18 protein-coding genes and 1 pseudogene are annotated in these 20,794 nt (G+C 73.5%); 11 read left to right on the top strand and 8 right to left on the bottom strand.

Features of this window, described 5'->3' with window-relative positions:
- Position 1 precedes the first annotated feature (1 nt).
- Positions 2-1,213 (bottom strand): lytic transglycosylase domain-containing protein, encoded by a 1,212-nt coding sequence (locus VGP36_15060; protein HEV7656032.1) that lies wholly within the window; start codon positions 1,211-1,213, stop codon positions 2-4.
- Positions 1,214-1,389: 176 nt separating this feature from the next.
- Between VGP36_15060 and hemL the strand changes: the two genes are divergently transcribed.
- From hemL to VGP36_15025, 7 genes and pseudogenes are all read left to right on the top strand, one after another.
- On the top strand, positions 1,390-2,754 hold the full coding sequence (gene hemL, locus VGP36_15055) for a glutamate-1-semialdehyde 2,1-aminomutase (protein HEV7656031.1): 1,365 nt from the start codon (positions 1,390-1,392) through the stop codon (positions 2,752-2,754).
- Between the two features lie 17 nt (positions 2,755-2,771).
- The gene (locus VGP36_15050) at positions 2,772-3,383 is read left to right on the top strand and encodes a histidine phosphatase family protein (protein ID HEV7656030.1); all 612 of its coding nucleotides are present in this window, start codon (positions 2,772-2,774) and stop codon (positions 3,381-3,383) included.
- Between the two features lie 146 nt (positions 3,384-3,529).
- Positions 3,530-3,997, top strand: a complete 468-nt coding sequence (locus VGP36_15045; protein HEV7656029.1) for a TlpA disulfide reductase family protein — start codon at positions 3,530-3,532, stop codon at positions 3,995-3,997.
- Positions 3,994-4,809: a cytochrome c biogenesis protein CcdA gene (locus tag VGP36_15040; GenBank protein ID HEV7656028.1), complete on the top strand. Its 816-nt coding sequence runs from the start codon at positions 3,994-3,996 to the stop codon at positions 4,807-4,809. The genes VGP36_15045 and VGP36_15040 overlap by 4 nt, the downstream gene beginning before the upstream one ends.
- Positions 4,806-6,479, top strand: a complete 1,674-nt coding sequence (locus tag VGP36_15035) for a cytochrome c biogenesis protein ResB (GenBank protein ID HEV7656027.1) — start codon at positions 4,806-4,808, stop codon at positions 6,477-6,479. Before VGP36_15040 ends, VGP36_15035 begins: the two co-directional genes overlap by 4 nt.
- 2 nt (positions 6,480-6,481) lie before the next feature.
- Positions 6,482-7,504, top strand: coding sequence for a c-type cytochrome biogenesis protein CcsB (gene ccsB / locus VGP36_15030; protein ID HEV7656026.1), 1,023 nt, complete (start codon positions 6,482-6,484; stop codon positions 7,502-7,504).
- 3,202 nt (positions 7,505-10,706) lie between these two features.
- A pseudogene (locus tag VGP36_15025) lies at positions 10,707-11,663 on the top strand (MinD/ParA family protein).
- 11 nt (positions 11,664-11,674) lie between these two features.
- On the opposite strand, the gene VGP36_15020 reads toward VGP36_15025, so the two are convergent.
- From VGP36_15020 to VGP36_15010, 3 genes are all read right to left on the bottom strand, one after another.
- A complete protein-coding gene (locus tag VGP36_15020) occupies positions 11,675-12,028 on the bottom strand; it encodes a YciI family protein (GenBank protein ID HEV7656025.1) in 354 nt (117 codons plus the stop codon).
- Positions 12,029-12,105: 77 nt separating this feature from the next.
- On the bottom strand, positions 12,106-12,282 hold the full coding sequence (locus tag VGP36_15015; GenBank protein HEV7656024.1) for a hypothetical protein: 177 nt from the start codon (positions 12,280-12,282) through the stop codon (positions 12,106-12,108).
- A gap of 101 nt (positions 12,283-12,383) precedes the next feature.
- Positions 12,384-12,857 carry a PLD nuclease N-terminal domain-containing protein gene (locus tag VGP36_15010; GenBank protein ID HEV7656023.1) on the bottom strand — a complete coding sequence of 158 codons (474 nt, stop codon included), beginning with the start codon at positions 12,855-12,857 and terminating at the stop codon, positions 12,384-12,386.
- Between the two features lie 462 nt (positions 12,858-13,319).
- Here VGP36_15010 and VGP36_15005 point away from each other — a divergent pair, with 462 nt between their 5' ends.
- Positions 13,320-13,949: a UbiX family flavin prenyltransferase gene (locus VGP36_15005; GenBank protein ID HEV7656022.1), complete on the top strand. Its 630-nt coding sequence runs from the start codon at positions 13,320-13,322 to the stop codon at positions 13,947-13,949.
- A 29-nt stretch (positions 13,950-13,978) separates the two neighbouring features.
- Here the strand turns inward: VGP36_15005 and VGP36_15000 are convergent, their stop codons facing one another.
- Complete coding sequence (locus VGP36_15000; GenBank protein ID HEV7656021.1) at positions 13,979-14,185, bottom strand: BldC family transcriptional regulator; 207 nt, start codon at positions 14,183-14,185, stop codon at positions 13,979-13,981.
- A 140-nt stretch (positions 14,186-14,325) separates the two neighbouring features.
- Between VGP36_15000 and VGP36_14995 the strand changes: the two genes are divergently transcribed.
- Entirely contained in the window at positions 14,326-14,811 is a 486-nt protein-coding gene (locus tag VGP36_14995; GenBank protein ID HEV7656020.1) for an Lrp/AsnC family transcriptional regulator, read from the top strand.
- Between the two features lie 295 nt (positions 14,812-15,106).
- On the opposite strand, the gene VGP36_14990 is transcribed toward VGP36_14995, so the two are convergent.
- Positions 15,107-17,749 carry a CHAT domain-containing protein gene (locus tag VGP36_14990; protein HEV7656019.1) on the bottom strand — a complete coding sequence of 881 codons (2,643 nt, stop codon included), beginning with the start codon at positions 17,747-17,749 and terminating at the stop codon, positions 15,107-15,109.
- A 95-nt stretch (positions 17,750-17,844) separates the two neighbouring features.
- Here VGP36_14990 and VGP36_14985 point away from each other — a divergent pair, with 95 nt between their 5' ends.
- On the top strand, positions 17,845-18,471 hold the full coding sequence (locus VGP36_14985) for a response regulator transcription factor (protein HEV7656018.1): 627 nt from the start codon (positions 17,845-17,847) through the stop codon (positions 18,469-18,471).
- Between the two features lie 40 nt (positions 18,472-18,511).
- The gene (locus tag VGP36_14980; protein HEV7656017.1) at positions 18,512-18,664 is read left to right on the top strand and encodes a hypothetical protein; all 153 of its coding nucleotides are present in this window, start codon (positions 18,512-18,514) and stop codon (positions 18,662-18,664) included.
- Between the two features lie 59 nt (positions 18,665-18,723).
- On the opposite strand, the gene VGP36_14975 is transcribed toward VGP36_14980, so the two are convergent.
- Positions 18,724-19,185: a hypothetical protein gene (locus tag VGP36_14975; protein ID HEV7656016.1), complete on the bottom strand. Its 462-nt coding sequence runs from the start codon at positions 19,183-19,185 to the stop codon at positions 18,724-18,726.
- Positions 19,182-19,757, bottom strand: a complete 576-nt coding sequence (locus VGP36_14970; protein ID HEV7656015.1) for a sigma-70 family RNA polymerase sigma factor — start codon at positions 19,755-19,757, stop codon at positions 19,182-19,184. Before VGP36_14970 ends, VGP36_14975 begins: the two co-directional genes overlap by 4 nt.
- Between the last annotated feature and the right edge of the window lie 1,037 nt (positions 19,758-20,794).

Below are 20,794 nucleotides of genomic sequence, written 5' to 3'. Positions count from 1 at the left end.
GTCAGCTCGGGCAGGGGGGAAGGGTGGGGGTCGGCGTCGCGGTCGGCGTCGCCGCCGCGCTGGCCGACTCGGTGCCGGCCGCGCTCGTGGACGCCGGGCTCGAGGTCGTCGGGGTCGGCGTGTCCGAAGCCGGCATGGAGGCCGCGTTGCCGGTGGCGGTGCCCGTCGGCGTCTCGGTCGGCGACGGGACCGGCGTGCAGGTCGGCGTCGGCGAGGGGGCCGTGGTCGTCGGAGCCGCCGGCGTCGTCGTCGGAGCCGTGCTGGTCGGCGAGGTCGGGGACGTCGGCGCGGTCGTCGTGGGCGCTGGTGTGGTCGGCTTCGGCTTGGGCTTCGGCTTCGTGGGTGTCGGCGTGTTCGGCTCGTCGGCCGCCGGCGGGTCTCCGACGCTCGCCGGCGGCTGCCTCGGGTTGCTGTGCGGCACCGGGCGGGGCGTGCCGTTCGGAGCCGGGGACTCGTCCACCGGCGCCCCGCCCGCGTACTCGGCGGACAGCGCCAGCACCAGCGACACGTACGAGTCGGAGCGGTTGTAGCTGTAGACCGCGTTGCGCTGGCCCGCGACCGTGCTCAGGTCGCCGCCGGCCCGGCAGAGGTACTTGGCCGCCGCGGCCGCCGCGTCGTCGATGTCGAACGGGTCGGTCTTGCCGTCGTGGTCCCCGTCGGTGGCGAACAACGCCCAGGTCCCGGGGATGAACTGCATCGGCCCGACGGCCCGGTCGTGGGTGGTGTCGCCGTCGTACCTGCCGCCGTCGGTGTCACCGATCGCGGCGACCCCGGGCCGCCCGTCCAGCGGGATCCCGACGATCGGCGGGTCGGAGCGTCCGTCCGCCAGCAGCGTGGCCCCGGCGAACCGGCCGTGGTTGGACTCCACCCGGCCGATCGCGGCAAGCAGCGTCCAGGGCAGGCCACAGCCCGATCCGGCCGCCGCGGCCTGGTAGGCCTGCACCGCGCGGGACGGGATCCCGTTCGCGGCCAGCCCCGGCGCGGCCTCGCCGTTGGGCGACCCACCGGCCGGACCGGCGGTCGAGGACTGCCCGGTGGACTGCGTGGGCACCCCCATCGTCGACCCGGGGTAGGAGTACGTCGGCGGCACCGCGGGCGGGAGAACGGTCTCGCCGGCCGGCGCAGTGTCCACAGTGGACGATCCGCCGGCGTCGACCGCGGTCGACGCCGCGGTCGAGGCGGCCGCGATCACCGCGAACGCGGCGAGGGTCAACGGCAGGCCGCGTCGACCGACTGTAGTCGGGAGTCGCAGCTGTCGTAACCGCCGTACCGCGTTGCGCATCCGATGTCCTCCGTCCAGAGGTGCGCGTCAAGAGGGCCTCTGCGACCCTAACCCGGACCGATGTCCCCCGGACGGGTGAGAACAGAACTGCACCCAATTTTCGGGGGATGGCTCCCCAAGGTTTGCCCCGGTCCGCCGGACTGCCCGCGGACTGGGAGAATCGGCGCGTGACCTCCGCTTCGCAGGCCCTGTTCGACCGCGCCCAGGCGGTGACGCCGGGTGGGGTGAACTCCCCGGTCCGCGCGTTCCGGGCGGTCGGCGGCACCCCACGGTTCATGATCGCCGGTTCCGGCCCGCTGATATACGACGCCGACGGCATCGAGTACGTCGACCTGGTCTGCTCGTGGGGACCGATCATCCTGGGCCACGCGTACCCGGACGTCGTGCAGGCGGTGGCGTACGCGGCGGCCAAGGGAACCAGCTTCGGCACCCCGACCAGCGGCGAGGTCGAGCTGGCCGAGGAGATCGTCGCCCGGGTCGCCCCGGTCGAGCAGGTTCGCCTGGTCAACAGCGGAACCGAGGCGACGATGTCCGCGATCCGGCTGGCCCGCGGGGTGACCGGCCGCAGCGTGGTGGTGAAGTTCGCCGGCTGCTATCACGGTCATGTCGACGCACTGCTGGCCGCCGCCGGTTCCGGCGTTGCCACCCTCGCGCTGCCGGACACCCCCGGGGTGACCGGGGCGCAGGCCGGCGACACGATCGTGCTGCCGTACAACGACGTGCCCGCGGTGGAGGCGGCCTTCGCCGCGCGGGGCGACGAGATCGCCTGCGTGATCACCGAGGCCGCCGCCGCGAACATGGGCGTGGTCCCGCCGCTGGACGACTTCAACGCCGAGCTCCGCCGGATCACCACCGAGCACGGCGCGCTGCTCATCCTCGACGAGGTGATGACGGGCTTCCGGGTCTCCCGCACCGGCTGGTACGGCCTGGATCCCGTCGTGCCCGACCTGTTCACCTTCGGCAAGGTCATGGGTGGCGGCCTGCCCGCGGCGGCGTTCGGCGGTCGCCGGGAGGTGATGGCCCGGCTGGCGCCGTCCGGCCCCGTCTACCAGGCCGGCACGCTGTCCGGGAACCCGGTCGCGGTCGCCGCTGGCCTGGCGACGCTGCGGGCCTGCACCGAAGAGGTCTATCTCCGGGTGGACGCGGCCGCCGCGACCGTGGCCCGGATGGTCTCCGAGGCGTTGGCCAAGGAGGGCGTTGCCCACCGGGTGCAGACCGCCGGCAACCTGTTCTCGGTCTTCTTCACCGAGAACGAGGTCCGCGACTACGACCAGGCCCGGGCCCAGCAGGCCTGGCGTTATCCCGCCTTCTTCCACGCGATGCTGGACCGTGGCGTCTACCTGCCGCCGTCCGCGTACGAGTCCTGGTTCGTCTCGGCCGCGCACGACGACGCCGTGCTGGACCGCGTCGCCGACGCCCTGCCGGAGGCGGCTCGCGCGGCCGCGGCTGCCACCGAGGAGGGCCCGGCGTGACCCTGACCACCGTGCACATGCTCCGGCACGGGGAGGTGCAGAACCCCGACCACATCATGTACGGCCGCCTGCCTGGCTATCACCTCTCTCCTGTGGGCCGCCGGATGGCCGAGCGGGCCGCGAAGGCCTTGATCGACCGGGACATCACCTACCTCGTCTCGTCTCCGCTGGAGCGGGCCCAGGAGACGTCGGCGCCGCTGGCGACGGCGCTCAACGTGCCGGTGCACCTGGACGACCGCCTGCTGGAGGCGGAGAACTCGTTCCAGGGTCAGCCGTTCGGCCCGGGCGACCGGGTATGGGCCCACCCGTCCTCCTGGCCCAGGCTGCGCAACCCGTTCCGACCGTCCTGGGGTGAGCCGTATCAGCACATCGCCTCCCGGATGCTGGCCGCCGCCTGGTCCGCCCGGGACGCCGCCGAGGGGCACGAGGCCGTCTGCGTCAGCCACCAGCTGCCGATCTGGACCCTGCGCCGGCTGGTCGAGCGCAAACCGCTCTCCCACATCCCGACCCACCGCCAGTGCGGGCTGGCTTCCCTCACGAGCATCACCTTCGACGGTGATCGTGTGGTCAAGGTCCTCTACAGCGAGCCCGCGGGACCGGAGTCACCGGGGACGACCCCGGGTGCATGAGCCGTATGAGCTGGGGTGACACTCGACGGGTGCGTCGATTCCCCCGCCTCGTCGTCGCCTTGCTGGTAGTCGCTCTTGGCGCGCTCACAGCATGCACGGGCGGCTCGGACGCGGTCGATCAGACCGCGGGCGGTGAGTTCCGATTCGTGGCCGGGACCGGCAGGGGCGAGGTCATCCCCGAGTCGGACCGGAAGTCGGCGCCGTCGGTGGACGGCACCATCCTCGATGGCGGCGCGTGGAACCTCGCCGCCCAGCGCGGCAAGGTCGTGGTGCTGAACTTCTGGGGCCCGTGGTGCCCGCCCTGCCGGGTCGAGACGCCGGACTTCGACGCTGCGTACAAGGCGACGAAGGCTGACGGGGTCGAGTTCGTCGGGGTCGCCGTCCGCGACACCGAGGACAACGTCCGCGCGTTCTACCAGGACAACAAGATCACGTACCCGACCCTCTTCGACCGGCCGGGGAAGACGATCCAGCGCTTCCGTGACCTGCGCGTCAACGGCTTTCCCTTCACGATCGTGATCGACAAGCAGGGCCGCGTCGCCGCCGTGTACCCGACGCCGCTGCTGCAGGAGGACATCCAGCCCGTCGTCACGAGGCTGGCGGCCGAGTCATGAGCGGCATCGGCGAGAGCTTCGCCCGGATCGTCTCCGACGGCCCGTTCGTGGTCGCGGCCCTGGTGGCCGCGGTCGCGGGGCTGGTGAGCTTCCTCTCGCCGTGCGTGCTCCCGCTGGTGCCGGGCTACCTCTCCTACGTCGGCGGCCTGTCCGGTACCGAGGCCGCCTCCTCGGCGCCTGCTCCGGCCGAGGGCGGTGGCGTGGCGGTCGCGACCCGCACCCGCCGGCTGCGCAGCCGGACGGTGCTTGGCGCGGTGTTGTTCGTCCTCGGCTTCACCGTGGTGTTCGTCGCGTACGGCGTGCTGTTCGGCCGGCTCGGCTCCCTCCTCATCGAGCACCAGCGGGGACTGGAGCGCATCCTCGGTGTCATCGTGATCCTGCTGGGCCTGGCCTTCCTCGGCGTGATCCCCGGCGTCTCCCGCGAGCTGCGGATCCACCGGTTCCCGGCCGCGGGCCTGGCCGGGGCGCCGCTGCTCGGGGTTGTCTTCGGCCTGGGCTGGACGCCGTGCATCGGCCCGACGCTCGGCGCGGTCCAGTCGCTCGCCCTGTCCACCGCCGGGGCAGGCCGGGGAGCGGCCCTGTCGGTGGCGTACTGCCTCGGTCTCGGGGTTCCCTTCGTGCTGGTCGCGCTCGGGGCCCGCTGGCTGATCGGCGCGCTCGGCATCGTCCGCCGGCACGCCAACATCATCACGTACGTCGGCGGCGGCCTGCTGGTCGTGCTGGGCCTGCTGCTGGTGACCGGGCTGTGGGGGCAGATGACCATCGAGCTGACCTCGCGGGTCGGCCAGAGCGGGCTGGGGACCTCGCTGTGACGGCCGGACCCGACACCCCGGTCCGCGACGCGGACGTCGACCCGGCAGAGCTGTCGACCCAGCCGGCACCGGTCCGGTCATGGCACGGCGGCCCGATCGCGTTCGCCCGCAACTCCTGGCGCCGGCTGACCAGCATGCGGACAGCGCTGGTGCTGCTGTTCCTGCTGGCGCTGGCGTCCATCCCGGGGTCGCTGCTGCCGCAGCGGGCGCTGAATCCGGGCAAGGTCGACGCGTACATCGCCGACCACCCGGGCTGGTCACGGATCCTCGATGCCGCCGGGTTCTTCGACGTGTTCGCGGCTCCGTGGTTCGCGGCGACCTACCTGCTGTTGTTCGTGTCGCTGATCGGGTGCGTGGTGCCGCGGCTGCGGCAGCACGCCACAGCGATGTTGTCCGCGCCGCCGGTCGTACCGCGACGGCTCGATCGACTCGCACAGTCCTCCTCCTTCTCCTCCGCGCAGGCGCCGGCCGAGGCCGCCCGCGCCGCCGTGTCCCGGCTGCGTGGCTGGAAGACCGTCATCCGCGAAGAGGACGACGGCGTGGTGACCGTGGCGGCGGAGAAGGGCTACCTCCGGGAGACGGGCAACCTCGTCTTCCACGCCGCGCTGGTGGTGCTGTTGGTCGGCGTCGCCGCCGGGAAGCTGTGGGGCTACCAGGGCACGGTGCTGCTGACCGAGGCCCAGCCCGGGATCTGCAACGCAGTGCCGCTCTACGACTCCTTCCGGCCGGGAAAGCTGGTGGACGGAGCCGGGCTGGCCCCGTTCTGTATCGACTCGTTGGACAAGTTCACGGCGACATACGACCCGGACGGGACGCCGTCGTCGTTCAAGGCCGACATCACGTACTCGTTGGGCGAGAACGGCGCGCCGAAGAAGGACACGCTGCAGGTCAACCACCCGCTGCGGGTCGAGGGCGTACGCGTCTATCTGGTGGGGCACGGCTTCGCGCCCCGGTTCACGGTCACGACCCCGCAGGGCAAGGTGCTGCGGGACATCACCGCGCCGTTCCTGCCGCAGGTGCCCTCGACGCTGCTGTCCGAGGGCGCCGTCAAGCTCCTGGACACGGTCAACCCGCAGCTCGCGCTCTACGGTTCGTTCGCGCCGTTCGCTGCCCTGGACTCCGGCGGCAAGCTGACCTCGCTGTCGCCCCAGCCCGGCAACCCCGGCGTGGCGATCGTGGTCTACCAGGGCGACCTCGGCGTCGACAGCGGCGCTCCCCAGTCCGTCTACAGCATCGACCAGCGCCAGGTCGCCAGCGGAAGGCTCAAGGCGGTGCAGTCCGCCCAGCTCACCCAAGGCAAGTCGGTGAAGCTGAGCGACGGCACACAGATCACCTTCGACGGCTACCGCCAGTGGGCGACGATCCAGGTCAACCACGACCCGGGTCAGACGCTCGTGCTCTGGTCGGCCGGCGCGATCGTGCTGGGACTCCTCCTTTCTCTTGCTGTCCGGCGCCGACGACTCTTCCTGCGGATCACCCCGGCGGACAGCTCTGCATCCCGGTCTGTGGACAACTCGGAGCCTGTGGACGACGCCGAGCGGCCCGAACCGGACGCCCGTAGTGTGGTCGCGGTCGGAGGGCTCGCCCGCACCGACGCAGGCAGCTTCGGGACGGAGTTCGCCCGCGTCATCGAGCGACTCCGCGACCCGTCGCCCGTCAGGAAGGACTGACCGTGTTCGTCAACGCCGGACTCGCGAGGCTGTCCGATCACATGTTCACGTGGTCGATCATCCTGTACAGCCTCGCGCTGGTCGCCTACTGCGGGGAGTACGCGTTCGGGCGCCGCGGGAAGGTCGCGGCGACCTCGCCCGAGCAGGTGCTCGTCGGCGCCGGCGGTCTGTCCGAGGTGAAGACCGGCGGGATCTCGACCGTCTCGGTGTCCTCGAAGGCGCCCCCCAAGGCCCGCAACCGGACCGGCCAGGCCGACCGGTTCGGCCGGATCGCGGTCGGCGCCACGGTGGTCGGCCTCGGGGTGGAGCTCACCTCCCTGCTCCTACGCGGGCTCGCGACCCACCGGTTGCCCTGGGGCAACATGTACGAGTTCTCCGCCGTGGTCGGCGCCGCCGCCGTGATCGCCTACCTCGTAGTGCTGATCCGGCTGCCGCAGGTGCGCTATCTCGGCATGTTCCTGCTGTTCCCCGTGGTCGTGCTGCTGTTCCTGGCCGGCACGGTGCTCTACGCGCCGGCCGAGCCGCTGGTCCCGGCGCTGCGGTCCTACTGGATCGCCATCCACGTCACCACGATCAGCATCGGCACCGGCATCTTCATGGTCAGCTTCGTCGCGACCGTGCTCTACCTGATCCGCCGGCGCTGGGAGCTGGCCGTCGAGGCCGGCAAGACACCCACCCGGTTCCCGGTCACCCTCGGGTCGCGGATGCCGACGACCGACGTGCTGGACCGGATGGCGTACCGGACCGTCGCCTTCGGTTTCCCGGTCTACACGTTCGGGATCATCGCCGGCGCGATCTGGGCCGAGGCGGCCTGGGGTCGGTACTGGGGCTGGGACCCGAAGGAGACTTGGGCCTTCATCACCTGGGTCGTCTACGCGGCCTACCTGCACGCCCGGGCAACCGCCGGCTGGCGAGGAACCGCGGCGGCCCGGGTCAACATGGTCGCGTTCTCGACGATGATCTTCAATTTCTTCATCATCAACATGGTGGTGTCCGGGCTGCACTCGTATGCCGGTTTGACCTGATTGCCCGGATACTCTGAACGTCATCTAGTCTGGACGGCCAGTAAGGGCGTGTCTCGATCCTGAGCGAGGGGAGGCTCTGGTGTGCGCTCGGCGCAACCCGTCCGACGACGACCATGAGCGTTCCCGGAGCCTCGCCGATCAGCTGGCGCGCTGGGACACCGAGCAAGGCTGGATGCGGATGACTCCGAACGCCGACCCCCCCGAGCACGTCGAACCGCCCGAGTCGACCCCGGCCAGCTACTCTCCGCCGTCGAGCCCGCGGCTGCCCGCGCCGCCGCCGGCACCCGACAGTTGGGAGGCGGTCTTGTCCGCCGAGCCACCGCCGCCGCGCTCCACCGACCCGTGGGCCACCCCGTCCGCCGCCTCGCCGGACGATGCTGCTGAGCAGGAACTCTGGAGTCCGCCGGAGGACACGGTCTACCGGCCGACCCACACGCCACCGTCCGGCGGCACGCCGCTGCCGGAGCGCTGGCCCTCGCAGGCGGGCGCATCCGCAAGCAGTCAGCCGATCGAGGACACCACCTCGTCCGATCGCGGCGCCACGCCCTGGGACCACCCGTCGGACGGTGGGCTCGGCGGTCCGGAAGGAGAGCCGCGGTCGGCCGCGTACGGCGGTCCGACGGCCGCTGGCTCCGAGGAGACGCCGTCGTCCTGGGCCGGCGCCTCTGATCCTGAGCCGGCCGGTCCGCAGTCCTGGACCGGTGCGTTCGACCGGCAGGATGAGTCCGCGAGCGCACCTTCGGACGAGCCGTGGGACGCCTCGTTCGGGCGCGACGCCGGGTCCGGACCGGAAGGGACGTCCTGGACCAGCACGTCGGACCAGGACTCCGACCGCGCGTGGACGCCGGACGCCGGAGCCGCGTCCTGGACGACGCCGGTCGACAGCGCACCCGTGCCGGGAGCCTGGCCGGGTGACGACGGTGTCGATCCGGGTGCCGGGTTGCTCAGTGACACCGATGCCAACGACTGGCCGGGCGCCGATCCGGCTCCGTGGGCGACCGGGGATTCGGCAGCGGGATCCGGTCCAGCCTGGCAGGCGACCGGCCCCGGACCTGACTCAGATCCGTCCATTGATGAGAACGCCGCCGAGACGGGGTGGCCGGCCGCCGAGCAGCGCAGCGAGGCTCCCGAGAGCCGGGCCGTCGCTCCGGACTCCGGCGAGGGCCGCGGCCAGGCCGATCAAGACGCAGGCTGGGCCGCTGACGCGCTCGACTGGACGGCGAGCGATCGTGGGTCCGCTCCTGTCGAGGACTGGCCACCCGCCAACCAAGAACTCAAGTCCGCCGAGGGGTGGACCGCCGCGGAGACCTCGTCCGGAGCCGGCCGGTCCGCCTCCGGCGACGAGGCGCAGCCGGCGGGCGAGAGCGGCTGGTCGTACGAGGGGCCCGGCACTGGGCTCGGAGCGGATCCGAGTGCGATCGAGCAGCGCACGCAGTTCATCGGCGTGCCGGAGGACGACGCTCGGCTGAGCCCTCCGGCCGACCCCACCTGGGAGAGCGGCTCCGGCCGGGACTGGTCGGATGGTGCGTCCGGGGACGGTGCCGGTGCGTCGCAGACTCCGGAGGACCCCGGCACGTCGTGGTCGTCGCCGACTCCGGAGTGGACCGGATCCTGGTCGGCGCCGACGCCCGATCCGGCGCCGGTCGATCGTGAACTGTCCGACGACGAGTGGCTGGCGCATCTGCGCGGAGACGAGCAGCCCGCCGATGGTCCGTCCTGGTCGGCGCCGGATCAGCCTGGCGCGCAGCCGCTTTCGGCGGACGTGCCGCCGCCGGTGCCGCCGCCCGCGGTCAGTCCACTGTGGACGATGGGTCCGTCCAGCGGGGCGCGACCCGTCGTCGCCACCGAACGGCCTGCCGGCCACCGGTTCGGGCCAGTCCTGAGCGCGCAGCAATCGAGCTTCGCTGCACTTCCGCCGGTCGCCGCGGGGCCTCCGGTCACGCAGCCGTCGAGCCTTGGCAGCGCTTCGGCCGCCACGCAGTCGTCGAGCTTTGCGAGTCCTCCGCCGGCCGCGCAGTCGTCTGGCTCTGCGAGTCCTCCGCCGGCCACGCAGTCGTCGGGCTTCGGGAGTCCTCAGCCGGCCGCGCCGGGTGTCGATGAGGCGACGCAGATGCTCCGCCCGCCGCCGGTGCTCGGGCAGAGCGCGTCGCCGGAGCGCAACGGTGGCAACTCGCCGGCGGATCAGAACAGGACGGCGTTCCCCGCTCCGGACCATCGGTCGTCCGGCGGACAGCCCGCGGTCGCCTTCCCGTTGTCGGCGACTCCGAGCGACGCCGGCCTTGGAGACCGCCCCACCGGGGCGCAACCGGCCACCGGCTGGCCGTCCGGCCAGCGGATGATCCCCGGCGGTTACGGTGACCGCTCGACCGGCGCCCTCCCGGCCGTCGGACATGGCGGCAGGATGTCGGAGGAGCGGGCTGGCGTGGGTGAGGCGGACGACGTGACCCGGCAGTGGGAGCCCGGCGGGAGCGAGCCGGCCCCGGTCGAGCCCGGCCCGGGCCAGTTCAGCCTGCCGCTTCCCGGCGACACCACTGGCAACCCCGTGGGCGAGGCAGGTGGCGCCAACGAGCCGGTCCGGTTCGACAACGCGCCCTTCGGCGAGGTCCACGCCGTCGACCAGCCGACTCTGGGCGCATCTGACGACGTGGCGCTCGATGCCGATGCACCGCGCGGACTGAGCGGATCGGACGACCTGGACAGCGAGGAGAGCCCGCTGGTGCCGCCGACCGCGGACCCGGGGTTCGGCCCGGGTACCCAGTACGAGTCGCAGGAGTTCGGCGGGCCGGACGCTCCGGTCCACGGATCCGGTCCGGGCGCTCCGTCTTCCTATCCGGCCCCCGGTGGCCAGTTCGGTGCGCCGGGTGTTCACGGCACGGGACCGACGACCTCCGGGTTCGGTCAACCCGCGGTCCCCGGCCCGGGGTACGGCCCGGTGGCTCCCGCGACTGGAGGTCCGCGACCGGTCGCGAGCACCGCCGGGCACCGCATCAGCGGACCTGGCGGCAAGACGAACGCTGGTCCGAGGCCGGATGGGAACGGGTACGGCGCCGCGACCGCCGGTCCGGCGAACGCCGGGCCGGATGGGAACGGACAAGGGTTCGGCGGCTATGGGCCGCCGGCCGGATACGTGGCCGGCCCGGGTTACGGGCCGCCCGCAGGCCCGCACGGAAGACCCGGCGGTCCGGAGACGGACGGTGCGCAGCCCCCGACCGTGGAGCAGCTCACCGCGCAGTCGTTGCTGCGCCAACGGCGGCTCACGCCGCAGACCGGCTGGCGGCGCGCGGTCTACAACATCTCCGCGCACACGGTGAACCCGGGCCAGTCCGCCGAGGACCGGCGCCGGCAGGAGCTGATCGCGCGCGCGTCCGTACCGGTGCCGGGCTGCTACCGGATCGCGGTGATCTCGCTCAAGGGCGGCGTCGGCAAGACGACCACCACGGTGACCCTCGGGGCGACGCTCGCGTCGCTGCGCGGAGACCGGGTGATCGCGGTCGACGCCAACCCCGACCGCGGCACGCTGTCCGGCAAGATCCCGCTGGAGACCGTGGCCACCGTCCGGAACCTGCTCAACGACGTCGACTCGATCCAGCACTACTTCGACGTCCGGCGCTACACCTCGCAGTCGGCCGACCGGCTCGAGGTGCTCGCGTCCGAGTCGGACCCGGCCGTGTCGACGGCGTTCAGCGAGGCGGACTACCGGACCGTCGCCGCCGTCCTCGAGCGGTTCTACAACATCGTGCTCACCGACTGCGGCACCGGTCTGCTGCACTCCGCGATGACCGGCGTGCTCGACCTCGCCGACCAGATCGTGCTGGTCAGCTCCGGGTCGGTCGACGGTGCCCGCAGCGCCAGCGCGACGCTCGACTGGCTGGAGGCGCACGGGCGCAGCGAGCTGGTCCGCAACTCCGTCGCGGTGATCAACTCTGTGCGGCCGAAGTCCGGGGGTGTCGACCTCGACCGGCTCGAGGAGCACTTCGCCGCGCGCTGCCGGGCCGTCACCCGCATCCCGTACGACCCGCACCTGGAAGAGGGCGCCGAGGTCGACCTGGGTGAGCTGTCCGGGGCGTCCCGGGCCTCGCTCCTGGAACTGGCCGCGGCGGTGGCCGACGCGTTCCCGCGCCGACCGGTCCCCGCCGGGCCGATCTTCCCGACCAGCTAGACCCGCGGGGGTCAGACGTCGGAGGTGTCGTAGGTGAGGGTGGGGCGGACCTCGACCAGGCCGTACGCGGCCTCGGGGATCCGGGCGGCGATCTCCAGCGCCCGTTCCATGCTCACGCAGTCGACCAGGAAGATCCCGGCGAGGTGCTCCTTGACCTCCGCGAACGGCCCGTCCCCGGCGACGACGGGGCGGCGCCCGTGCGCCGGGTCGGCGAGCGCCTCGGTGACCACCAGCTCACCGGAGCCGGCCAGCTCCTCGACCAGCGACGCGTAGATCTGCAACCCGGTCGCCTTCTCGGCGTCGGAGAACCCTGCCCAGGCGGCCCTCGACGCAGGGTTGTGGTAGATCATGACCAGGTACTTCACGGCGAACCTCCCGGGTGGACGGCACTCACCCGGACTGTCGAGGCCGGCGGCCCGATCTCGACAGCGACGTACGGGCGCTAGGACAGGTCGTCGTCCTTGCGGGTACGCCAGTTGAGCTCGCGCAGGAACTCCGGGTCGTCGTCGGGCCCGACGAAGCGCGGCCGCGGCTGCGGGCCGGCGGCCTTGCGGGAAACCGTGTAACGCCACACGAAGACGGCGAGGATCAGGGCTAGGAGCAGGACCAGGACTGGCACCTGACCAGGGTAACCGCGCGTTGCATGATCCCGCCCCCCGATGGGTAAGACGACCTGCTCGGTGTACGCCGAATGGCAGGAAACGGCTACGCAGAAGTGACCTAACGGGCGGAGAGGTCCGGCCCGTCCGGTCCGTCCCCCTCGCCGCGGTCCCGTCGAAGCTCCTCCTCGCGCCGCCGCAGGTCCTCCTCCCACGACCCCAGCAGCTTCTCGTGCTCCTGCGCGGCCCGCCGGTCCAGCGAGGCCAGGAACTCCGGGTCGTCGTCGGGAGCGAGCTGGGTACCGCGTCCGAACAGACCGTTCGCAGGGGCGTCGTCGGTCCGGCCGGGCCGGGTGGGCCACGCCGTGCGGCCCGAGGAGCCGAGCGTGGGCCGCCGCGGGCTGGACGCCCGGGGCCGGCCCCAGACGACCCAGGCCACCGCGCCGACGATGAAACCGAGCAGGATGATCGCCACCCACAGGCCCTTCGACAGCGTCCGGATCCGATCCCGATCAGAGCTGAGCGCATCGAGCACGCAGTAGAGCCAGATCGCGAGAGCAGCCAGGAACAGGATCCCGCCGAAGCGAATGAACACTGCCCTCACCACCCCTCAGCGGCAGGATACGGCGGCCGGTGATGATACTGACGCGGTGGCGTACGACGACCTGCGGGACTTCCCGACCCGGCCGGAGGCGGACGGCGACCCGCGCCGGATCCCGGTCCCACCGGCCGACGCACCCGCCCCGCACGAACCGAAGCCAGCCCGACGCCGGTACGACCGACCCGGCTCGCGGGAATCGCTGTCGACCGGACGATCGGACGACGGAGGCGGCCCGCGGGGATCGCTGTCGACCGGACGATGGGACGACGGAGGCGGCCCGCGGGAACCGGAGCCGATCGGACGTCGGGACGACGGGGGGCGCCGCCGCGAGGCGGTTTCGGGCGGACGGCGGGACCGGGTCGGTAAGGGTGCTCAGCTGCGCGCGAAGGCGACGACGGCACCCGGCCGGGACGTTGCCGGCCGCGGCGCAGGCGTCGATCGGGGGGCGGACGACCGGTGACCGTCCCGTGGGTGGTGGGTGTCGCCGGCGCGTCCGGCACGCCGTACGCGAAGGCCGTCCTGACCGGCCTGCTCGACGCGGGGGAGGGCGTCGAGCTGGTCGTGTCGCGGGCCGCGCGGCTGACGATCCTGGACGAGACCGGACTGACCGTCCGGGACGCGCACTGGCGGCAGGACGTCGGCGCCTGGCTGGCGCGCGAGCCGGTCGGTGTCAACTACCACCCGGCCGGCGACCTGGCCGCGACGCCGGCCAGCGGATCGTTCCCGACCCGCGGCATGATCGTCGTCCCGGCCTCGACCGCGTCCGTGGCCGGCATCGCGCTGGGCCTGTCCAGGGACCTGCTCCAGCGGGCCGCCGACGTGACGCTCAAGGAACGCCGGACGCTGGTCGTGGTGCCGCGCGAGACGCCCTACACCCGGGCCACGCTCCAGCACCTGCTCGCCCTGCACGACGCGGGGGCGACCGTGCTTCCGGCCAGCCCGGCGTTCTACGCGGGCGCGAAAGACGTGCAGCAGCTCGTCGATTTCATCGCGGCCAGGGTGCTGGACGCGATCGGGGTCGAACACGACCTGATCCGCCGCTGGACCGGGCGCCTCGGTGCCGCCCGAGAGGAAGGCCCCGAGTGAGCCGGCCCAGCGACGGGCTCAGCTCCGTCCTATGCGTTCGCTCGCGGTCCGACGCTCTCGCTGGACAGCTGCTGCAGCAGCGCCCGAACCTCGGACTCGAGGAACCGTCGGTGACCACCTGGTGTCCGGATGCTGTGAATCCGGCCGGCGGCGGCCCAACGCGTCACTGTCTTCGGATCGACGCGGAACAGCGCAGCCACCTCACCCGGCGTGAGCAGTCGCTCCCGTGGGTCCATTCACTCCCCCTGGTACTTGACAGCCACGCGGTACAGGGTCAGGGCTCCGCGCGTGCTGACACACAGTGAACCACTTCCGAGCCCTGCTGTCCTCCGAACACTCTGATGTCGGAATGTGTATTCACTCTTGGAGGCGGAGCGTGAGCTATGTGCGACAGGTCGACACGGTCGACCGGCGGCTCATCGAGGCCCTCCGGGCCAATGCCCGGGCGACTTTCGCGGAACTCGCCCGCCTCGTCGGGCTGTCCGCGCCGGCGGTGCACGAGCGGATCGGCAAGCTCGAGTCCGGCGGCGTCATCACCGGCTACCACGCGTCCGTCGAACCGGCCGCGCTCGGCCTCGGGGTCAGCGCGCTGGTCGGGATCCTGCAGGGGGACACCGGCGACTCCGACACCATCTACGCCGCCTTGCAGGATCTGCCGGAGATCGAGGACTGCTGGTTCGTGGCCGGCGAGGAGACCTTCGTGATCAAGGTCCGGGTGCCGGACATGCCCTCGTTGGAGCAGGTCATCGGCGCGTTGAACCGGATCCGCGGGGTTGCCCGGACGCGGACCACGGTGGTGCTGTCCACCCGGTTCGAGGGCCGGGCCGGGCCCGTACCGGAGCAGGACGAGCTGTCGTCGTAGACAACGCCGCAACCTCCGGGAAATCGTCCGATCGCGGTGTATCAGCGGCCCGGGCCCGGTCCTCAGTACGAGTGACCGGCCCGCGTTGGTGGGGCTGAGGGGACTCCTCCAGGGGGGCGCCAGCCGGTCACGGGAGTGGCGACGGGGGTCTGGCGGCGGCCGTTCGGGGGCGGCCACCGTCGAACCACCCCGGAGCACGGACGAGGCCGGGCAGGTGTACGGGGGTCACCTGCCCGGTCTCGTCTTGCTCAGCAAGGTCACAGCAACGTGGCGGAGATCTCAGGCCCGAAATGACTCAGCCGGCGCCGTAACAGACGAAGCCGCCCGCGGTCGCGAGCGCCGCCGGGTCGCTACGGTCAGCAACCGCCTGGGCGTCCGCGAGGGCCCGGGCCACCGGCAGCCCGCGGCGCAGCCCGTCGTGCAGCGCCAGCATCAGCGGCCGGGTCGCCTCGTCCGGCACCGGGATCACCGTGGCCACCGCGGTCCGGGCCCCGAGCGCGAACAACGCCGAGGTCAGCCCCATCACCTCGTCCCCGGCCAGCACGTTGCCGGCCCCGGACTGGCAGGCCGGCAGCAGCATCAGCTGCGGGGCCCGCGACAGTCGCTCCAGGTCGTACGCGGTGAGTGGTCCGTCGGACATGGTCAGCGCGGAGAACAGCGGGTTGTCGCCGCGCAGCCGGCCGTGTGCGGCCACGTGGGCGACGTCGGCCCCGTCCAGCGCCCGCAGCACGCCGTCGACGGTCGCGTCCGCCCCCTCCAGCCGGGCCGCGGCCGGGTACGCCCGCGCCAGCGCCGAGATCTCCGCCGCCGCCCCCGGCAGCCCCGGCCCGCAGACCAGCACGACCCGCTGCCCGGACGGCCGGCGCCGGGAGGTCGCCTGCAGCCAGACCGCGGCCGAGGGTGCCACCGTGACCGGCCGGCCCGTACAGGCGGGGAGCAGGGCCCAGGGGACGGAGCGCAGCGAGCCGGTCGGCACGACCACCAGCGGCCGGTCGGCGATCACCTCTCGCAGCGGACCGAGCACGGCTGCCTCCAGCCGCTCCGCGTGCCTTCTGACCTGCTCCAGCGCAGCCTCGGCCGAGCCGTGCCCGAGGGCGAGCCGGCGCAGCGCGAACAGCAGCGCGCTGAGCTCCCGGCGGGGTGCGTCCCGGCCGCCGAGAGCGTGCAGCCGGGGCTCGCCGTCCCGGACGGTCACCGCGGACAGGACGTCGTCCTCCACGGTCGCGATGAGCTCGACCAGCACCGCGTCGCCGAGCTCGGCGCCGATCCGCTCCACCGTCGGCGGCTCCTGGGCCGGCGCGAACAGCGGGCCGGCCGCCTGCCGGGTCAGCCGCCGGACGCGGTCCTCCAGGGTGCTGCGGCGGGCCAGCAGCCGCTCCGGTGGCCGCCCGGCCAGCAGCGCGGCCTCGGCGTCGCCGGCGACCCGGCGCAGCTCGGCCAGCGCCGCGGCCAGCTCCTCGTCGTCCGGGGGCCGTACGGGTCGCAGCCGCAGGGCGCCGGCGCGCCAGCGCTCGGTCCAGTCCAGCACCTTGCGTGGCGAGCCGCTGCGGGTCGCCAGCTGGATGCCCAGGGTGGCGACGTCGTGGGCGTGGCTGGCCACGTGCACCCGCAGCTCGGTGGCGCCGAGGGTGGCCCGCTGCTCCTCCATCACCCGGAACCCGGCCCGCAGCGCCTGCTCGGCCGCGGCCTCCCGGCCGGTGGCGAGGCGGACCATCGCCTCGGCGTACCAGGCCCGGATGCGCAGCTCGGTGCTGCCGCGGGTGCGGGCGGCGGCGGTCCGGGTCAGCTCCCGGCGCACCGTGCCGACGTCGCCGAGCTCCAGCGCGACCCGGGCCGCGATCAGCCGCGCGTCCAGCTCCTGGGCCCGCCAGCCCCGGGCGCCCAGCCGGCCGGCCTCCCGCAGCGCCCGCCGGCGCAGCTGCGGGGTGAGCTGCCCGGCCCGTTCGTCCGCCCGCAGCGCCGTGTAGCGGGCCACCGCGGCCCAGCCCGGCCGCCGCTGCCGTCCGAACAGCGTCGCGGCCGCGGAGGCGGCGCCCTGGGCCGCGGCCACGTCGTCGCCGGCCAGCTGCGCCTGGGACAGCAGCAGCTGGGCCTCGGCCAGCAGCGAGCGCCAGCCCGCCGCGGTGAACTGCTCGATCGCCCGCTCCGCGGTCTGCCGGGCCTCGTCGAACGCGCCCACGGACAGCAGCAGCTCGCCGCGGGTCAGCAGCAGCTCCCGCGGCAGCACCCCGTTGGCCCGGTACGTCGCCTCGGCCGAGTCGAGGAACCCCAGCGCCGCCGGCACGTCCCCGCGCCGGAACGTCACGAAGCCGAGGTTGGTCTCGGCGTCCGCGGCCAGCGCGTGCTGACCCTCGGCCCGGAGCAGCTCGACCGTGCGCAGCAGGTCGGCCTCGGCCGCGGCCAGCTCGTTGCGGTCGATGTGGACCAGGCTGCGGTTGTTGTAGAGCCGGGCCTCCATCAGCCGGTCCGGGCCCCGGCGCAGCGCCGGCAGGGCCCGGCGGTACGCCTCCAGCGCCTCCTCGGTACGGCCGCAGCGCCAGAGCACGACACCGCGCTGCATCAGCACTCGGCCGGCCAGCGGGCCGCGCAGCACGTCCCCGGCCCGGTCGAGCTGGCGCAGCGCGTCGGCGGTCCGGCCCCGCTCGGACAGCGCGTACGCGAGGGTCACCCTCGCCTCGGCCGCCGCCTCCGGTTCGCCCGCCCGCCCGGCCTCCCGGACCGCCTCCCGCAGCACCTGGGTCGCCTCGTCGAGGCGGCCCAGCTCCAGCGCGGCCCGGCCGTGCGCCCAGAGCGCGAGGGCGGCGGCCCGGCCGTCCCGATCGGTGCGGGCGGCGGTCACCGCGTCCTGAGCCGTCCGGCGGGCGAGCGCCGGATCGGTACCCACCAACCGGGCGGCGGTGTCGGCCAGATCCGCGCCGCGGCCGGGGCGCCTGCTCATCGGACCGACGGTCGGTCAGTGTTGGCCGGTCGGGGATGTATCACTGCCCCGGGGTGCGTGCTCTTGCTGCCGAGACCCGTAGTGAGGGGGAAGCCGTGCCCGACCCGACCCGCGTTCGCGTCCGCGCCACCGACCCGGTGTCCGAGGCGGGCGTCGCCAGTCAGCTGCGCGTCCAGCACGACCTGGAGGTCCTCTCGTCCGACTCGCCGGCCCGGCCGGACGTCGTGGTCCTCGTCGCCGACCGCGTGGACGAGCCTACGGCCACGACGATCCGGGTGACCCGCGATGCGGGCGGTCCGCGCGTCGTGTTGATCGTGGGCACCGTCGACGGGGTCGAGGTGCTGTCCGCGGTGGAGGCCGGCGTGGCCGCGATCGTGCGCCGGAGCGAGGCCACCCCCGACCGGCTCTGCACCGCGATCCGGGCGGCCGCCACCGGCGACGGGCACCTGCCGCCCGACCTGCTCGGCCGGCTGCTGCAGCAGGTCGGCGACGCCCAGCGGAAGCTCACCACCCCGACCGGGCTCACCTTCGGCGGTCTCACCCAGCGGGAACTGACCGTGTTGCGGTTGATCGCGGACGGTTACAGCACGTCCGAAATCGCCACTCGAATGGCCTATTCGGAGCGTACGATCAAAAACTCCATTCATGACCTGGTGTCCCGGTTCCACCTGCGCAACCGCACCCATGCGGTCGCGTTCGCCGTCCGGCAGGGCCTGATCTAGGCCCGCTCTCGTCCCACGGCAATATCGAGAAGGAGTTCGCATGAGCGCCCCCACGCCCCCCGCAGGCAACCCGACCACCGGTGGTGGTAAGCCGATGCCGGCCGACCCGAAGCCGACCGGTGGCAAGCCGATGCCCGCCGGTCCTCAGCCCGACGGCGGCAAGCCCATGCCGGCGGACGAGCCCAAGAGCTAGCTAGTCGTGTGGAGGCGGGCCGGGTCGCGACACCCGGCCCGCCGGGCTGTCCGGGACTTCTAGGTCCGGACCCAGCTGGTGACGAGGTCGCGGCCGGTGTCGGTGTGCAGCCGCAGTCGCAGCAGCCCGGCCGGGACGCTGTCGACGGTGAACAGGCTGTCCTCGACCGGCACGTGCCGCCGCCCGGCCGCGGTCTCCACCTCGGCGCCGGTGACCGCGGTGCCGCTGACCTGGGCGACCAGGTCCCGCGCCGTACCGCGTTCGGTGACCTGGAGCTCGACCGTCACCGGTCCGGTCTCGAACGAGATCAGCCGGACGTCGCCCTCGCCGCGCACGACGAGCAGGCCGCCGCGGTCCTCGGCCGAGTCGCGGACCAGCTCGGCCAGCTCCTCGTCCAACCGGCGCAGCCCGAACAGGGCCCGGGCCTCGACCACGACCTGGTCCGGCACCGGGTCGGCGCGGTCCAGCATCTCGCCCAGGCGGGCCAGCAGGGCGTCGTCGGACTCGAGCGGAGCGCTCACCGGGCACCGTCCTCGTCCACCAGCACGGTTCCCTCGATGAGGGCACGGAGTTGGGTCAGGCAACGGCGCCGGGTCGGGCCGATGCTGCCGATGGGCATGCCGAGCGCCGCCGAGATCTCGTCGTACGCCTTCGGGTCGGCGACCGCGACCCGCAGCAGCTGCTGGCACTTGTCGCCGAGCCGGCCGAAGGCGGCCCACAGGGCCTGGTCCCGCTCGTCCATGAGCACGCCGGTGTCGACCGGCGGCGCGTTGTCCGGCCGGTCGAGCACGGTGTCCTCGACGACCGGCCGCTCGCGCCCGGACCGGCGCAGCACCCGCATCGCCTCCCGGCGCGCGGTCGTCACCAGCCAGCCGATCAACCGGGCCGGGTCCTCGATCCGGTCCAGGTGCTCGACCAGCCGCAGCCAGGTCGTCTGGACCACGTCGTTGGCGTCCGCGGCGTCGAGCCGGAACGAGCGCGCGACCGCCCAGAGCAGCCGGGTGTGCTCGCTGACCAGCTCGTCCCAGGCACGCTGGTCTCCCTGCGCCGCGCGGGCGAGCAGGGAGGCGGTGGCGCTGAACGTGTCGGTCATCGCTTCCTCGACGGCAAAGGTTGGGGCCCAGTGTGCCCCACTCAACGTCGCCGACGAACACCGCACAGCATTGACGCTAGGTCCGGACGTCCTCCGGGCGACAGGGCCGACCGGGCTGTAGGCGTGCCCGAAAGGGCAGGACACGGGTCCTGCGGTCGCGCGATCGGGCAACCGTCCCGGTCGGTCGTCGTGTTCGGGCGCCGATGTAGTCCGTATTGTCGTGATAGGGCAGGATGGGCGGATGGCCGATTCGCCAGCGACCCCGCACCGGGAACGCTGGTTGCACGTCGTCCGCGACGACGAGGTCCCCGCGCCGGAGGACGACCCCGCTGCCCCCGAGCCGGACCCCGCCCCGCCGTCCCGCCGCGCTGAACCGTCCGTCCGCGACCGCCCGACCCTCCCGCCGACTCCGCCCTCCGGAGCTCCCGCCTCCGACCGGCTGAACGCCCTGCCGGCTTCGCGTTCCGGGCCTCCGGTCTCCGACGGGCGAGGTGCTGGGACCGCCTTGCCGGCAGCGTCCTCCGGAAGTCCTGCCTCTGATCGGCGGGGTGCTCCGGCGCCGCGGGACTCGCCGCCCCCGGGGCTGCCAGCCCCGCGCGGTCCCGGCGGTCCTGCGCTCGGCGACCGGCCGGCTCCTGCGGTCGCGCCCGCGGCGCGAGGACCGGCCGCGCCGCCGGCTCCGGGTCCGAACGGGTCGGACGCTCCGGTGTTCCGGCCCGAAGGCGGAGTGGCTGCGCCCGAGCGCGGTTTCTGGTCGGGCCCGCGCGATGCGCCGGTGACCGCTCGCGACCCCGCCGCCCCGCTCCCGCCGCGTCCCCGTTCTCCGCAGGTCTCCCCGCCTCGCGCTCCCGACCCGCGAGTCCCAGGCTCACACCCGCAGGCTGCCGGTTCTCCGGCGCACGGTTCGCGGCCGTCGGGGGCGATCACGCCGGAACGACAGGTCCTCGAGCCGCTCGTTCCTGGACCGCCGGTACGCGGAGCAACAGGCGGCGCGTCGTCGGCACCGCTGCTGCCGGCGGTGTATCGGCGACGGTCAC

It is taken from the genome of Mycobacteriales bacterium, assembly GCA_035995165.1.
Classification (GTDB): Bacteria; Actinomycetota; Actinomycetes; order Mycobacteriales; family CADCTP01; genus CADCTP01.
The sequence above is the reverse complement of the archived record's forward strand: the minus strand, read 5'-3'. Positions and strand labels throughout refer to the sequence as shown.

Bases quoted from the DNA above. Each gene is read 5' to 3' on its own strand.
- VGP36_15000 (HEV7656021.1), bottom strand. From the start codon at position 14,185: ATGGACCCACGGGAGCGACTGCTCACGCCGGGTGAGGTGGCTGCGCTG.
- VGP36_15040 (HEV7656028.1), top strand. From the start codon at position 3,994: ATGAGCGGCATCGGCGAGAGCTTCGCCCGGATCGTCTCCGACGGCCCG.
- VGP36_14980 (HEV7656017.1), top strand. From the start codon at position 18,512: ATGAGCGCCCCCACGCCCCCCGCAGGCAACCCGACCACCGGTGGTGGT.
- hemL (HEV7656031.1), top strand. From the start codon at position 1,390: ATGGCTCCCCAAGGTTTGCCCCGGTCCGCCGGACTGCCCGCGGACTGG.
- VGP36_14990 (HEV7656019.1), bottom strand. From the start codon at position 17,749: ATGAGCAGGCGCCCCGGCCGCGGCGCGGATCTGGCCGACACCGCCGCC.
- VGP36_14970 (HEV7656015.1), bottom strand. From the start codon at position 19,757: ATGACCGACACGTTCAGCGCCACCGCCTCCCTGCTCGCCCGCGCGGCG.
- VGP36_15050 (HEV7656030.1), top strand. From the start codon at position 2,772: ATGCTCCGGCACGGGGAGGTGCAGAACCCCGACCACATCATGTACGGC.